This is a genomic window from Clostridium sp. YIM B02506, assembly GCF_022324845.1.
GTDB classification, from domain to species: domain Bacteria; phylum Bacillota; class Clostridia; order Clostridiales; family Clostridiaceae; genus Clostridium_T; species Clostridium_T intestinale.
The window spans coordinates 51,277-65,116 of sequence record NZ_JAKGTG010000019.1 but is presented as its reverse complement, the minus strand read 5'-3'; the positions used below and the strand labels follow the sequence as shown (position 1 = coordinate 65,116).

The window sequence follows — 13,840 nt, the reverse complement described above, 5'->3', positions numbered from 1 at the left end:
ACGACATTACGACATTACGACATTACGACATTATGATTTTATAACCTGTTGATAATTTAGGGAGGACTTATGAAAAATATTTTAAATAAAAAGCTTTTAAAATATTATATAGATAAATATAAGGTTACTGAAATTTTCCATGAAGATATAATAGATGAGGTTATTTTTTGTGTTTATGAAATTGAAGAAACTATTCTTGAGCCAGAAAGTAAACTCCAGTATTATTATCTTCTTGTTGACGGAAAAATCAAAGTAAACTACTTATTTGAAAATGGAAAAAGTAGCTTGCTAAAGTTTTATGATGCATTTATAACTATAGGAGATTTAGAACTTTTAAAAGATCTTCCTGTTCGTTGTCAGGTTGAAGCAGTAGAGGAGAGTTATTTCATTTTAGTTCCTGTTTCTTTAATTAAAGAAAAGTATACTCATTTGAGTTTCTTTCGTCATTTAGCTGAATCCTTAAGTGATAAACTTGATGCAACTATAAATAATAGTTCTTATAACTCTACTTATCCACTTATAAATAGACTTTCTAGTTATTTATTAGAATATCTAAAACCAGATAATGATTATATAGTTTTAAGGAATCCTTTTAAGGATATAGCTGAGTTTTTAGGAACAACCTACAGACATTTAAACAGAACTTTAAATGAGCTTGAGGAAAAACAAATCATAAAGTGTAATCAAAATAAGATTTATGTTTTAAATGAAAAAAAGCTAAGAGATCTTAGTAAAAAAGCATATATGAGTTCTTTGTGATAAGAGTTGAACTTTTTCAACTCTTTTTTGTTGCCAATAAGTTTATTTTTTCCGAAAGCATTAGAAGAAGATTATGTTATAATTATCTTTATATGTTTAATATAAGATAATCAAGAAAGTGGGGCAAATAAAATGAATCTTAAACCAAGGATAAAAGGAATAATATTTGTTATACTCGGAGCTACTCTTTGGGGTGTATCAGGATCTGTTGCTCAGTTTTTGTTTAAAACCAAAGGTTTTAATACTGAGTGGCTTGTTACAATTCGATTGTTAGCATCTGGAATACTCTTACTTCTATATTCCTACTCAAAATCTAAAAATGATATTTTTAAAGTATGGAAGGATAAAAGAACAGCCTTAGGGTTAATAGTTTTTAGTTTAGTTGGAATGTTAGGATCTCAATACACTTATTTTGCTGCAATAAATCATGGAAATGCTGCAACTGCTACAATACTGCAATACTTATCACCTGTTTTTATAACAGTGTACATGATTGTAAAAAATAGAAAACTTCCAGGTATAAATCAACTAGGTGCAATAGCATTAGCTATGCTAGGAACTTTTTTCATAATCACTAATGGTAACATTAATGAAATAAGTATTTCTAAGTCAGCTTTATTTTGGGGAATTGCTGCAGGAATTACAGCTGCTTTTTATACTCTTCAACCTAAGAAGTTATTAGCTGAGTTTGGATCAATACTTCTAGTAGGATGGGGTATGCTTATAGGTGGAATTTCCTTTAGCTTCATACATGCACCATGGAACTTTCAAGGAGAGTGGACAACTTCTTCTTTTCTAGGGGTATTTTTTGTAGTAATCTTTGGAACCCTAATTGCTTATAACTGTTATTTAAACAGCTTAAAATACATTGAACCGACAGAAGCAAGTATCTTATCTTCTTCAGAACCTCTTTCAGCTGCATTTTTATCCGTCATATGGCTTAAAGAGGTTTTAGGACTAGCTCAGTGGATAGGTACTTTATGTATTATTATTACAATCGTAATATTATCAAAAACAAAAAGTAAAACTTCTGAGTCATAAACCTTACAAATCTAAATAATAAAAAAGCCAGTAAATTCTCTGGCTTTTTTTTTATTATTTGGTAATTATATGAAGATAATGTTATAATATTTGTAATAATTTATAAAATTGGAGAAGAGAGCATGGATGAAATTATAATAAGAGAAAGTTTATCAAAAGTCATAAAAACTATAATTTTTGCTACAATAAATATCTTTTTATGTTTTTGGTATTTTTTTAATGGTACAGTAAATAGTATAATTCTAAATTTAATACTTGGGATACTTATTTTGCTTTTATGTCCTCTAGCCCTAGCTTTCATAATAAAAAACGTAATTTACAAAAGAGCCTTATTAAAAATAGACAATAAAGGAATTACTGATACAGCCACTTTATCTAGTATAGGTTTTATTGATTACAATAACATAAAATCAGTTTATGCATTTGAGAAGTTAAAGCAAAAGTTTTTAGCTATAGATTTAATTGACTTACACAAAGTTATTAATAATATTTCTCCATTTAAAAAGTTAATAATAAAATTCAATCTTAAATTGAAGTATCCTGTTATCTGTATTAATCTAGATACTTCTGATATGGATCTTGACGAGGTTTTAAGAATAATTAATGATAGATTAGAAGACAACTTAAAGTCATAGAGTATATTTATTTAAGACGTTTTAATGACATAAAAGTAATTATAGACATTAGTAGAGATATAAATACTAATATTATAGATGAAACTAAAAAACTCCCTGTAAAAAAATTAATCCCATACCATTGTCCTAAGAGCAATATTACAAAAATCAACGCCCAGTTTGCTGTTGCTCCACTTACATTAATATAAATAGTTAAAAGTGAAAGTACTAGCATTCCAATTCCAAATACCAGGCAATATCTTAATACACTACGATTTTTAAATCTGATGCTTATTAACAATATAAATATCCAGATCAATAAGTAGGAAAAAGTGACTATTAAATTTTTATAATTTGCAGGGCTCCCCATTAAAAATTCTTGAAAATTTAGAAATCCTCCTCCAATAACAGCCACAATAGATAATATAATTAATAGTAATGTGCTAATTCTCATTTTTATCCCCCTAATATTCAAATAATTTATAAAGTTCTTTAATATATGACTTACTTATATTTTAGTTGCTTTTTCTATTAAATCCCATAACATATTGTGTATATTATGGTAATTATGTTATAATTTATATCAAATATGCTTCATATTAATAAACCAATCTCAAAGGAATCCTTTCTTTTACAAACCTTAATCTAATATCATTATTATATAAAATTTATGGGGGTGGGGCGATATAATGGATAAAAAAACAACAAACTCAATAAAAATAGGAATAATCGGTGATTATGATAGTGAAAGAATATCACATATAGCTACGAGCGAAGCTTTAGTTCATTGCGGTAAATCCTTAAATGTGCATGTAGAAATTAAATGGATATCTACTGACAGCCTTGAGAATGATGTAGAAAAACAACTAAGTGAATTCAATGGATTATTTTGTGCACCTGGAAGTCCATATAATAGCCTTAAAGGAGCGCTAAATGGAATAAAATTTGCAAGAGAAAATAACTATCCCTTTATAGGTACTTGTGGCGGTTTTCAACATACTGTTATAGAATACCTTGTTAATAAACTAGACTTAGGTGATTTAAAAAATGATGAGGAAAAAAGCATATTTATTACTCCCTTATCATGTTCTTTGCTTGGAGAAACCAGTAAAATTTTAATAGATAAAACCTCAAATTTATATAATTACTATAAACAAGAAGAGATTGAAGAAAGATATAACTGCAATTTTGGAGTTAATCCTGAATATGAGAAACTCTTACATAAAGATGGGTTTAAAATAGTTGGAAAAGACCTTTTGGGAGAGGCAAGAATACTTGAACTTCCTAATATGAAATTTTATGTAGCTACTTTGTTTCAACCACAATTAAGCTCAACTCCAGAGAATCCTCATAAACTTATAATAGAATATTTAAAAGCAGTTGTGAAATTTAAGGAGTCAAATATAAATGAATAGAGAAATTATCGATTTTATTAAAGTACTTGGAATTGCTACAATCTTTATGTTATTATTTAGCTTTATTTTTGGTGTACTTAACAAGATGATTCTTAATCCTTTTAGACCAATACAAAAAAGTATTGGCAAGTTAAAATATAAGAATAAACTCTATATAATATTTATTTCTATAGTTATCTTTACCTCGAGTGCAATAAAAAGTTGGCTAGATTTAAGCGATTTAAACTTTGCAAGACTCTTTGGCTTTCTATATGCTTTAAATGAGTTTCTTTTTGCTAGAAGATGTCAGGTTAATGATAAGGAGATAATTATAGATGAAGAATAAACAATTCTTATATTTAGTTTTGATATTAATACTAGCTTTAATTCCAATATCATGTTCAAAAAATAAAGAGGATGGTAATATAGATCCTCAAACTGTAGTCGAAAATTATTTTAAATACTATAACGAAAAAGATAAAGATAAGGTTTTAACCACATTAACAAAGCGGTATGATACTCCAAATATGGTTTGGGGATTTGATAATCTAGAATATCAGAAAATTATTTCTATAGTTGAGGAGCAAGATTCTAATTTTGCTAAAGGTTATCTAAGTAATGGCAATGGGAGTGTTAATGGAACAAAAGCTGAAAACCTTAAAGTTTTCAAAATAGAGTCTGAAGTTAAATATAAACAAGACGGTATAGGCCCTCAAGATAGTGGTAAGTACATGTTGTGGTTTTATGTTATTAGAGAAGATGAAAAATCTCCATGGCTAATCGATGATATGGGAGTATAGCATCAACCAAAGAGTAAAATGAATGCTACACCTTCAAATTCTTGCAAAAAAGAAATAAATTCTTGCAAAAACGAATTACCAATTATTTTACTTAATATAGATTTAATTATTAAATTATCATCAATTGCAGGAGTATAGTATACGAATTGATTATTTTAAGATAAAAACTTGACAATCAGTAATTTTTAAAATATACTTTAGTAAGTGAAAGCAATGAAGCTTTAAACATCGTAAGACTTCTTTGCTTTTTTTTATTCTTTAGGGAATTAATATACATTATTTCTATAGAAATGATCTTGTGTGTTTTATTAAACTTCTGTATTTTGATTCAAACTTCTAAAGAATAAAAAAACAAGAAAATTGAACGCCTGCCAGTTTTCCTCACATGCGTTTGGAAAGGCAGATGCGCAAAAAAAATCGACGGCTCATAATCGCCTTGACGATTTTTTTATTTATATTTGCTGATATATCAGTGGGATTTCAGTGAAAAGGAGGGAAATTTTTGGTACAAGTTGATAAATCATATGCAAAAGATATTTATGACAAAATTAAATCCGATATATTAGGATTGAAAATAAAGGATGGAGACTTTTTAACTCTTGCTGAACTAGCAAACAAGTATAATGTTAGTAAAACACCAGTTAGAGATGCACTTGGAGCTTTAGAAATAGAAGGTTATCTTACTTCATTACCTAGAAAAGGGTATTTAGTAAAACCAGTAACAAACACTAATATCAAAGAATGTTTTCAAATGAGATTAATTTTTGAAAAAGCAGCAGTGCATTTGGTTTCTAAAACTGCAACTGAAGCAGAATTAAACAAAATTTTACAACTTGCTATGAATTTTCCCGATATACATAAAAAGGACAACTTCAGTGACTTTAATTCCTTAAATGACAGTTTTCATATGTCTATAATAAAAGCCACACATAATTCTTTATTTACTGAAATGTTTAAAAATATTATGGAGAATCTTTCGAGAATTCTTATTATAGATAGTCAACATTTAATATATAAAGATGAAATTGAAGAACATATAAGTATAGCTAAAGCTTTGATTGATAGAGACAGTAAAAGAGCGGAAGAGCTTATATATAAACATATTTCACATTTAGAAAATAGAGTTTATAGTAGTCAAAGCGCTATTTAGGAGGACAAAATGAAAAAGATACTTTTATTAACAACAGGAGGAACAATAGCTTCTGTAAAAACCGATAAAGGTCTTGTGCCAGGCTTAAGTGGAGAATGGCTAGTAGAAAAGATTCCTCAAGTTAAAACCTTATGTGAAATAACTGTAAAACCTATATTAAATATTGACAGTTCAAACATGTCTTCATCTGATTGGTTAGTTATAGCTAATGCTATACATGACGGTTTAAATAATTTTGATGGTATTGTAATAACTCACGGTACTGATACTATGTCATATACAACATCTATAGTTTCTTATATGCTTAGAAATTTAAATAAACCAGTTGTATTTACAGGTTCACAACTACCTATAGATGCTGAGGGTAGTGATGGTGTAATAAATCTATTCCAATCCTTTCAAGTAGCAACTTCTGATTTCAAAGGAATTTGTCTTGTATTTAATGGAAGGATTATAAAGGGAACTAGAGCATTTAAAATACACTCTATTAGTGAGGATGCTTTTGTAAGCTGTAATTATCCATACCTAGGAAAGTTCCAAGATGGTAAAGTTGTTTTAGAACAAAATGAGGAAATTTCTGATAAGTTAGAGTTTTCACCAAAAGTATGCGATGAAGTGTTTTTGTTAAAAGTAATACCTGGTATAAAACCATCTATAGTTGATTACATAGTTAGTCAGTCCTATAAAGGAGTAGTTGTAGAAGCTTTTGGACTTGGTGGAATTCCTTCTGAATACACAGACTTACTAGAAAAATTTCAAACGATGACATGTGTTCATAAAATACCTGTTATTGTAGTTAGTCAATGTCTTTACGATGGAACTGACCTAAACATTTATAATGTTGGTGTAAGAGCTGAAAAAGCAGGCCTTATTTCTGGAAAAGATATGACTACTGAAGCAGCTGTCACAAAGCTTATGTGGGCTCTTGGCCAAACTGAAAAGTATGAAGAAATTCAAAAAATCATGCAGAAAAACTTATCAGGTGAAATTAGTATTTAATAAAATTTAAATAAATTACAAACTAATAATGTATATCAATTTTATTTTATTATATTTTTTAGATATGAAAGGGGACATAAAAATGAAAAAGAAATCAATAATAGGGCTAGTACTATCAGCTGTTATGGCTTTTGGTGTATTAGCTGGATGTCAAAAAGCAGATGCTTCTAAGGAGGATGCAAGTAAAAAATACATAATTGCTTGTGATTCAAAATACGCACCATTTTCTTTTGAAGAAAGCGGAAAATATAAAGGTATAGACGTAGAACTTTTAGAAGCTATAGCTAAAGCAGAAGGTTTTGAATATGAATTAAAACCAATGGACTTTAGTGCAATAATCCCAGGTCTTACATCTAACCAATTAGATGGAGCTATTGCTGGAATGAGCATAACAGAAGAGAGAAAGAAAGCTTTAGATTTTTCTGAAGGATATTTTGAGTCAGGATTATCAATAGTTGCAAATGCTAAAAATGCTTCATTAAATGGACTAAATGACTTAAATGGTAAATCAGCTGCAATTAAAAAAGGTACAGCAGGATCTCAATTTGCAGAAGATAATCAATCAAAATATAGTTTAAAACTTAACTACTTTGATGATTCTCCAACAATGTTCTTAGATGTTGAAAATGGAAACTCTGACTTCTTATTAGAAGATTACCCAGTTATAGCTTACAAAATAAAAGTAGATGGATCTTCTAAATTAAAAATCGCTGGAGATAAATTATCATCAGTTGATTATGGTTTTGCAGTAAACAAGGGTAAAAATGCAGAATTACTTAAGAAATTCAATGATGGACTTAAAAAGTTAAAAGAAAATGGAGAATACGATAAAATCGTTGGTCAATATATAGGAAAATAATTATTTTTGATAATGATAGGGAATGGATTTTAATTCATTCTTTATCATTAATTATTATTTTAGTAAGGAGAGGAAAATATGCAGCTTTTGGAAATACTAAAAGAAAGTTTGCCAAGCTTAACTACAGGTATTTTAGTTACAATTAGAATATCTATAATATCTTTGATACTTGCATTTATATTAGGAATTATTTTAGGAATCTTTACAATAAGTAAATCAAAGATATTAAATGCAATATCAACAGTATACATCTACATAATAAGAGGAACCCCTTTAATGGTTCAAGCCTATTTCATATACTTTGGTATAGCACCATTAATCGCGCAAAGGTCAGACCCAATGGTATGTGCTATTATTGCAATTACTTTAAATGCTAGTGCATATATGTCTGAGATTTTTAGAGCAGGTATACAAGCTATCGATGTTGGACAAATGGAGGCTTCTAGAAGCTTAGGACTTGGTTATTTTAAAACTATGCAAAAGGTTATACTACCACAAGCTATTAAAATAATGATTCCTTCTATTATAAATCAATTTATAATAACAATTAAGGATACATCTATTTTATCAGTAATAAGTATACGTGAACTTACAGCTAGTGGACAAATAATAGTTGCTAGAAACTTTAAACCACTTGAAACATATGCTGCAGTTGCTCTAATGTATTTAGTTTTAATTACTTTACTTACTTTATTATCTAAGTATATAGAAAGGAGACTTCATCGTGGTCATAAAAGCGTCTAATGTTAAAAAAAGGTATGGTAAACTAGAAGTTTTAAAAGATATATCACTTGAAATTACAGAAGGAGAAGTTGTATGTATAATAGGTCCATCTGGTTCAGGTAAAAGCACTCTTTTAAGATGTTTAAATAGATTAGAGGAAATCCAAGCTGGAAGTATATCTATCTTAGGAGAAGAACTAGTAAACAACAAAAGCATAGATACACTAAGACAAAATATAGGCATGGTTTTTCAACACTTCAATCTATTCCCTCATCTAACAGTATTACAGAATATGATTTTAGCTCCAGTTGAGTTAAAGAAAATGAACAAAACAGAAGCAACAAAAAAAGCTATTGATTTATTAGATAAGGTTGGATTAAAGGATAAAAAAGATGTTTATCCAGACACTTTATCTGGTGGACAAAAACAAAGAGTAGCTATAGCTAGAGCTTTAGAAATGAATCCTAAAATAATGTTATTTGATGAACCAACATCAGCATTAGATCCTGAAATGGTTGGAGAGGTTCTTAAGGTTATGAAGGACTTAGCTAAAGAAGGAATGACTATGGTAATAGTTACTCACGAAATGGGCTTTGCAAGGGATGTTGCTGATAGAGTAGTATTTATGGATCACGGATATATATTAGAAGAAGGCGAACCAGATACTATATTTACAGCACCAACTAGTGATAGATGCAAAGAATTTTTAGATAAAGTTATTAATGCTAATTCAATTGCATAATAAAGCTAAAAAAACTAAAGTTATTAATTTAATTAATGCTTTAGTTTTTTTATTTAGCTAAAATCGGTTATTATAATATTATAATGATCGGTTGACCAGTTGACCGGTCAACCGGTTGTCAGGTCAAGTAATTTAGGTAAAGGAGTTTTATGATGAATTATATAGCACTACTTAGAGGAATAAATGTTGGTGGGAAAAATATAATCAAAATGGCACAGCTAAAAGCAATTTTTGAAGACATAGGCTTTCAAAATGTAAAAACCTATATTCAAAGTGGTAATGTATTGTTTTCTTCAGATAAAAGTGAAAGTGTTCTTATTAATATAATTGAAGAAAAAATACATACAGATGTGGGTTTTAAAGTTTCAGTAATATTACGAAGTGAAGAAGAACTTAATAACCTTATAAAGAATTGTCCATTCTCAGAAAAAGAGATATTAGAAGCTCAAGGAAATACTTCTAGCGAGGTACTGTATGTAGCATTTCTAAAACAAAAACCTTTAGCAGAAAATATTGATAAATTCAGTGTTTATGAAATTGGTGAGGATAAATATAAAATAATAGGCAGAGACGTGTATTTATTATTTCATGACAGCATAAGAAATTCAAAACTTGGGAATAACCTAGGTAAATTAGATAACACTTTAACTACACGTAATTGGAAAACAATAAATAAGATTAGTGATCTAGTTAATCGTTAGGAGAATAGTATATGAAAGAATTTTTTCTGAAAAGTGAGAGGATAGGATTTTCAACATGGAATATTGAAGATTTGAAAGACGCAATAGAACTTTGGGGTAACCCAGAAGTTACAAGGTTTATTACTTCAACTGGAGTAATGTCACATAAAGATATAGAGAGTAGACTACAAAAAGAAATAGCTACATATAATACTTACAAGGTTCAATACTCTCCAATATACCTCCTTAGTAATCTTGAAAATATCGGTTGCTGCGGGTTGAGACCTTATGATATAGAAAACAATATATACGAAGTAGGAATTCATTTAAAGCCCGAGTATTGGGGCTTGGGACTTGCTTTTGAAGCATTACACTCAATGATTAATTATTCTTTTACTGATTTAAATATAAAAGAGTTATTTGCAGGTCATAATCCTTATAACAAAGCTTCAGAAAATCTTCTTAAAAAGATTGGCTTTAGTTATTTAAGAGATGAATTTTATGAACCTACTGGACTGTATCATCCTTCCTATAGCTTAAAAAATACAGTTAATTAAATCCACCTTCTTAAAATTTATATAATAAGAAGCTAATAAGAAAGTTTAATTTCTAAATATTTACTCTTATTATGTTATAATAATTCTTATATCATATTGAAAGGAGTTTATATGAGTAACAAAATAAAAATGTATTCAAAAACAATAAAAAGCCTTATTTTAGGGGCTCTTATCGGATTATTTTTGGCAGTTTTCATTATTAAATCTCTGTCACCCTATATAGAAAGTGAAAGTGGATTGTTGTTTATACTTAAAATCTATGCGCTAATAGGAGCAGTTTTTTTCTTCTATCTAGTGCATATAATAATTCACGAAGCTGGTCACTTAATATTTGGCATTTTGACTGGATATACTTTTGTATCTTTTAGAATTGCTTCTATTACTTTAATCAAAGAAAATAATAAATTTAAGATAAAAAAATTTAGCATTCCAGGCACAGCAGGTCAATGTCTTATGATGCCACCTGAGCTTAAAGACGGAAAATATCCTTTTATAATATATAATCTAGGTGGAGGATTAATGAACTTATTAATCTCTTTCGCTAGTATACTAATAATTATAATTACTGAAAATAGAGTCTCTACGCTAAACTTAATACTAACTTTAGAAAGTATAGCAGGAATTATAGCTGGCTTGACTAATATTATTCCTCTTAAGGTAGGTGGAGTAGCTAATGACGGCTATAATATCTTATCTATGCTTAAAGATGAATATGCTAGATATGGTTTTTATGCTCAACTTAAAACTTATGCTCTTTTAACTAAAGGATATAGAATGAAGGATATCCCATTTAAAGATATTGAGTGTAAAGAAGGGGTTGACCTTAGTAACCCCCTAGTAGCTTCTCTTAAGCTTTTAGAACACTCTTGGTATTTAGATAAGATGGATTTTAATAATGCCGAACTTTGTTTAAAAGCCTTTGATTCAAATACTGATTTAATACCAATTATTAAGTACGAAATAAACTGCGAAAAAATCTTTTTAGAGCTTACAGGTGATTGTAATAAAGATGTAGTAGATAAATTATATGATGATAGCTTAAAGAAATACATTAAGGCTTCAAAATTTTCTATTAGTAAAAAGAGATTCCTAATGGCCTATGAAGCTTTTTACGAAAAAGATTTAGATAAAGCACTTAAGTATTTTAAAGAAGGAGAAGCGTTAGCATTAAAATATCCTGTAAAAGGAGAAGCGGAGATGGAGTTAATGCTTATGAATTGGATAAAAAATTCTATAATAGAAAGAACCTGATAGTGTACATGCTATCAGGTTCTTTCTATTATAAGGTCATATATTTAACCCTTACTCCATCTATATCTATAAGCTCATCTTCAAGTTCCTTTACCTCTTGTAAATCCGAGCTAAGATGTAAAAGAATTAACCCCTTTTGGGAACAAGAATCTTCACTTGCCTCATGTAATCCTAGTCTCGTTTTTATAGCGCAACCATGTTTTGTTAATACAGTTTGAACTTGCGGTGCATGAGCAGTTCTAGGATCTATGCTTAACGCCATTATTGTTGTTTCCATAAATAATCCTCCTAAATAAAACTTCACTTGATATCATTACCATTATCTATAAAAAAATTCTGATTTTTTTAATCTATTTAAATTTTTTATAGAAAATTTTAAGTTCAGAAATATAGTTATGTATAAATATTTATTTTTATTTATAAATATGCGTAAGACCGCTAAAGACATGGGTTTGCCACTATTTTTTTAATAGTAATTTTTTCTTAAAACCTAGATTAAAACAATAAAAAAGTCCTTCAAAAACTACATTTTTTTTAAAATAACTTATATATTAAAAATTATTTGTGAACAATACGACAAAATAATATATTATGCTTTACTTTTCAAAAGTTTTGCTGTTAAATAAATGTTGTCGTAATTTTTTATTTTAATTTATACATAATATTATTAAAATTTCTAGTTTCAATTAAATATACAATTGAATATACTAGACTAATTAAATTTAGGGGGACTGATAAATGTTAGAGCAAGAAAGCGTTCCGATTTTGAATGCACTAAAAGAGTATGTAAAAGATGATGTAACTCCCTTTGATGTACCTGGACACAAAAATAGAGGGAATGATAATGAATTAAAAGATTGTCTTGGTGAAGAGATATTTAAATATGATGTTAATTCCAAGATAAATTTAGATAATTTGATAAAACCCACTGGAGTTATTAAAGATGCTCAAAAACTAATGGCAAATGCTTTTGGCGTAGATGAGGCATTGTTTTTAGTTAATGGTACCACAATAGGTATTCAATCCATGATTATGAGCGTTTGTAGACCTGGAGAAAAACTAATAATACCAAGAAATGTTCATAAAAGTGTATTAAATGCATTAATACTATGTGGAATAATTCCAGTTTTTATAGAACCTGAAATAAGCACTGAGTACGGAATTTTCATGAACGTTACTGAAGATAAGATGATTAATATAATAAGAGATAATCCTGATGCTAAAGCAGTTTTAGTAATTAACCCAACTTATTATGGTGTAACTACAAACCTTGAACCTATAGTTTATGAAGCTCATAAGCATAATATGCTAGTTTTAGCTGATGAAGCGCATGGAAGTCATTTCTATTTTAATGACAAGTATCCTGCTCCTGCAATGAGGATGGGAGCCGATATGTCTTGTGTAAGTCTTCATAAAACTGGTGGTTCATTAACCCAAAGTTCGGCTTTGTTAATAAATTCTACTAAAGTTGATCCTAAAAAGGTAAAAGCTACCCTTAACTTATTACAAACTACTAGCGGTTCATATTTATTGATGGCAAGCTTAGATGTTGCTAGAAAAAATTTAGCCCTTACTGGAGAAGCTAAATTAGATAAAGTAGTGGAAATATGTGTTGAAGGTAGAAAAAAAATAAATGCTCTAGATGGTTATCATGTTTTAGATGAACAAGAAATAACTAAATACAATATGAAGTCAATAGACTTAAGTAAACTTTGTATCTGTGTAAAAGATACTGGACTTAGTGGATTTGAAGTTGTTAACCTTCTAAGAAGTGAATGCAGGATTCAAATGGAACTTGGCGATATGTACAATATATTAGCTGTTATAAGTTTAGATGATACAACTCAGGATTTAGATAAACTTGTAAAAGCTCTTAAGTATATAAGAGAAAATCATCGTAAAGATACAAAATTAAATTTTGATTTTAAGATCTTAAGCATACCTAAAACCTTATTAAATCCAAGAGATGCATTTTTTAGTGATAAAAAGTATGTAAGCCTAAAAGATGCAGTTAACAAAATAAGTGGAGACACTATAATTGTTTATCCTCCTGGAATTCCTATAGTTAGCATTGGCGAAGAGATAAACAAAGAAGTTGCTGACTATATTGAGGACATGTTTAATCAAGGCGTAGAGATAATAGGCATGGTTGATGATACTATAGCTATAATTGAATAATAAATTTAGAGTAGAAAGGCACCCTAAGTAGTTAGGGTGTTTTTCTATGGCTTTAAAATACATATTTATTTTTAAAATTCTAATAAATATCTA

The 13,840-nt window shown here is 28.8% G+C and carries 17 protein-coding genes; 15 read left to right on the top strand and 2 right to left on the bottom strand.

The genetic code is table 11. The features are described from left to right. The first annotated feature begins 69 nt into the window (after positions 1 to 69). The 3 genes from L1S49_RS14610 to L1S49_RS14600 all read left to right on the top strand — a co-directional run bounded on the left by L1S49_RS14610 (position 70) and on the right by L1S49_RS14600 (position 2,435). Positions 70 to 759 carry a helix-turn-helix domain-containing protein gene (locus tag L1S49_RS14610; RefSeq protein ID WP_238905807.1) on the top strand — a complete coding sequence of 230 codons (690 nt, stop codon included), beginning with the start codon at positions 70 to 72 and terminating at the stop codon, positions 757 to 759. A gap of 132 nt (positions 760 to 891) precedes the next feature. Next, positions 892 to 1,800, top strand: a complete 909-nt coding sequence (locus L1S49_RS14605; protein ID WP_238905805.1) for an EamA family transporter — start codon at positions 892 to 894, stop codon at positions 1,798 to 1,800. Positions 1,801 to 1,922: 122 nt separating this feature from the next. Continuing rightward, positions 1,923 to 2,435: an STM3941 family protein gene (locus L1S49_RS14600; protein ID WP_238905803.1), complete on the top strand. Its 513-nt coding sequence runs from the start codon at positions 1,923 to 1,925 to the stop codon at positions 2,433 to 2,435. A gap of 7 nt (positions 2,436 to 2,442) precedes the next feature. On the opposite strand, the gene L1S49_RS14595 is transcribed toward L1S49_RS14600, so the two are convergent. Next, entirely contained in the window at positions 2,443 to 2,868 is a 426-nt protein-coding gene (locus tag L1S49_RS14595; protein WP_238905801.1) for a hypothetical protein, read from the bottom strand. 235 nt (positions 2,869 to 3,103) lie between these two features. Between L1S49_RS14595 and L1S49_RS14590 the strand changes: the two genes are divergently transcribed. From L1S49_RS14590 to L1S49_RS14540, 11 genes are all read left to right on the top strand, one after another. Next, the gene (locus tag L1S49_RS14590) at positions 3,104 to 3,829 is read left to right on the top strand and encodes a hypothetical protein (RefSeq protein WP_238905798.1); all 726 of its coding nucleotides are present in this window, start codon (positions 3,104 to 3,106) and stop codon (positions 3,827 to 3,829) included. After that, positions 3,822 to 4,154: a hypothetical protein gene (locus L1S49_RS14585; RefSeq protein WP_238905796.1), complete on the top strand. Its 333-nt coding sequence runs from the start codon at positions 3,822 to 3,824 to the stop codon at positions 4,152 to 4,154. Before L1S49_RS14590 ends, L1S49_RS14585 begins: the two co-directional genes overlap by 8 nt. Beyond that, positions 4,144 to 4,608 carry a DUF4829 domain-containing protein gene (locus tag L1S49_RS14580; protein WP_238905794.1) on the top strand — a complete coding sequence of 155 codons (465 nt, stop codon included), beginning with the start codon at positions 4,144 to 4,146 and terminating at the stop codon, positions 4,606 to 4,608. Before L1S49_RS14585 ends, L1S49_RS14580 begins: the two co-directional genes overlap by 11 nt. Positions 4,609 to 5,110: 502 nt before the next feature. Further along, a complete protein-coding gene (locus L1S49_RS14575) occupies positions 5,111 to 5,758 on the top strand; it encodes a GntR family transcriptional regulator (RefSeq protein WP_238905792.1) in 648 nt (215 codons plus the stop codon). A 9-nt stretch (positions 5,759 to 5,767) separates the two neighbouring features. Next, a complete protein-coding gene (locus L1S49_RS14570) occupies positions 5,768 to 6,757 on the top strand; it encodes an asparaginase (protein WP_238905790.1) in 990 nt (329 codons plus the stop codon). A gap of 82 nt (positions 6,758 to 6,839) precedes the next feature. Continuing rightward, entirely contained in the window at positions 6,840 to 7,616 is a 777-nt protein-coding gene (locus L1S49_RS14565; RefSeq protein WP_021802005.1) for a transporter substrate-binding domain-containing protein, read from the top strand. A gap of 78 nt (positions 7,617 to 7,694) precedes the next feature. Next, a complete protein-coding gene (locus L1S49_RS14560; protein WP_238905788.1) occupies positions 7,695 to 8,360 on the top strand; it encodes an amino acid ABC transporter permease in 666 nt (221 codons plus the stop codon). Next, positions 8,341 to 9,081 (top strand): amino acid ABC transporter ATP-binding protein, encoded by a 741-nt coding sequence (locus tag L1S49_RS14555; RefSeq protein WP_343073983.1) that lies wholly within the window; start codon positions 8,341 to 8,343, stop codon positions 9,079 to 9,081. The genes L1S49_RS14560 and L1S49_RS14555 overlap by 20 nt, the downstream gene beginning before the upstream one ends. 152 nt (positions 9,082 to 9,233) lie before the next feature. After that, positions 9,234 to 9,782 (top strand): DUF1697 domain-containing protein, encoded by a 549-nt coding sequence (locus L1S49_RS14550; RefSeq protein WP_343073982.1) that lies wholly within the window; start codon positions 9,234 to 9,236, stop codon positions 9,780 to 9,782. A gap of 11 nt (positions 9,783 to 9,793) precedes the next feature. Next, a complete protein-coding gene (locus L1S49_RS14545; RefSeq protein ID WP_238905784.1) occupies positions 9,794 to 10,318 on the top strand; it encodes a GNAT family N-acetyltransferase in 525 nt (174 codons plus the stop codon). A gap of 111 nt (positions 10,319 to 10,429) precedes the next feature. Next, a complete protein-coding gene (locus tag L1S49_RS14540) occupies positions 10,430 to 11,569 on the top strand; it encodes a hypothetical protein (protein WP_238905782.1) in 1,140 nt (379 codons plus the stop codon). Positions 11,570 to 11,597: 28 nt separating this feature from the next. Here the strand turns inward: L1S49_RS14540 and L1S49_RS14535 are convergent, their stop codons facing one another. Then, positions 11,598 to 11,846, bottom strand: a complete 249-nt coding sequence (locus tag L1S49_RS14535; RefSeq protein WP_073016282.1) for a hypothetical protein — start codon at positions 11,844 to 11,846, stop codon at positions 11,598 to 11,600. A 461-nt stretch (positions 11,847 to 12,307) separates the two neighbouring features. Between L1S49_RS14535 and L1S49_RS14530 the strand changes: the two genes are divergently transcribed. After that, positions 12,308 to 13,747, top strand: coding sequence for an aminotransferase class I/II-fold pyridoxal phosphate-dependent enzyme (locus L1S49_RS14530; RefSeq protein WP_238905780.1), 1,440 nt, complete (start codon positions 12,308 to 12,310; stop codon positions 13,745 to 13,747). Positions 13,748 to 13,840: the final 93 nt, after the last annotated feature.

Excerpts from the sequence above, each read along its gene's own strand:
- L1S49_RS14610 (WP_238905807.1), top strand. The coding sequence starts at position 70 with ATGAAAAATATTTTAAATAAAAAGCTTTTAAAATATTATATAGATAAA.
- L1S49_RS14605 (WP_238905805.1), top strand. The coding sequence starts at position 892 with ATGAATCTTAAACCAAGGATAAAAGGAATAATATTTGTTATACTCGGA.
- L1S49_RS14600 (WP_238905803.1), top strand. The coding sequence starts at position 1,923 with ATGGATGAAATTATAATAAGAGAAAGTTTATCAAAAGTCATAAAAACT.
- L1S49_RS14595 (WP_238905801.1), bottom strand. The coding sequence starts at position 2,868 with ATGAGAATTAGCACATTACTATTAATTATATTATCTATTGTGGCTGTT.
- L1S49_RS14590 (WP_238905798.1), top strand. The coding sequence starts at position 3,104 with ATGGATAAAAAAACAACAAACTCAATAAAAATAGGAATAATCGGTGAT.
- L1S49_RS14585 (WP_238905796.1), top strand. The coding sequence starts at position 3,822 with ATGAATAGAGAAATTATCGATTTTATTAAAGTACTTGGAATTGCTACA.
- L1S49_RS14580 (WP_238905794.1), top strand. The coding sequence starts at position 4,144 with ATGAAGAATAAACAATTCTTATATTTAGTTTTGATATTAATACTAGCT.
- L1S49_RS14570 (WP_238905790.1), top strand. The coding sequence starts at position 5,768 with ATGAAAAAGATACTTTTATTAACAACAGGAGGAACAATAGCTTCTGTA.
- L1S49_RS14565 (WP_021802005.1), top strand. The coding sequence starts at position 6,840 with ATGAAAAAGAAATCAATAATAGGGCTAGTACTATCAGCTGTTATGGCT.
- L1S49_RS14560 (WP_238905788.1), top strand. The coding sequence starts at position 7,695 with ATGCAGCTTTTGGAAATACTAAAAGAAAGTTTGCCAAGCTTAACTACA.
- L1S49_RS14550 (WP_343073982.1), top strand. The coding sequence starts at position 9,234 with ATGAATTATATAGCACTACTTAGAGGAATAAATGTTGGTGGGAAAAAT.
- L1S49_RS14545 (WP_238905784.1), top strand. The coding sequence starts at position 9,794 with ATGAAAGAATTTTTTCTGAAAAGTGAGAGGATAGGATTTTCAACATGG.
- L1S49_RS14540 (WP_238905782.1), top strand. The coding sequence starts at position 10,430 with ATGAGTAACAAAATAAAAATGTATTCAAAAACAATAAAAAGCCTTATT.
- L1S49_RS14535 (WP_073016282.1), bottom strand. The coding sequence starts at position 11,846 with ATGGAAACAACAATAATGGCGTTAAGCATAGATCCTAGAACTGCTCAT.
- L1S49_RS14530 (WP_238905780.1), top strand. The coding sequence starts at position 12,308 with ATGTTAGAGCAAGAAAGCGTTCCGATTTTGAATGCACTAAAAGAGTAT.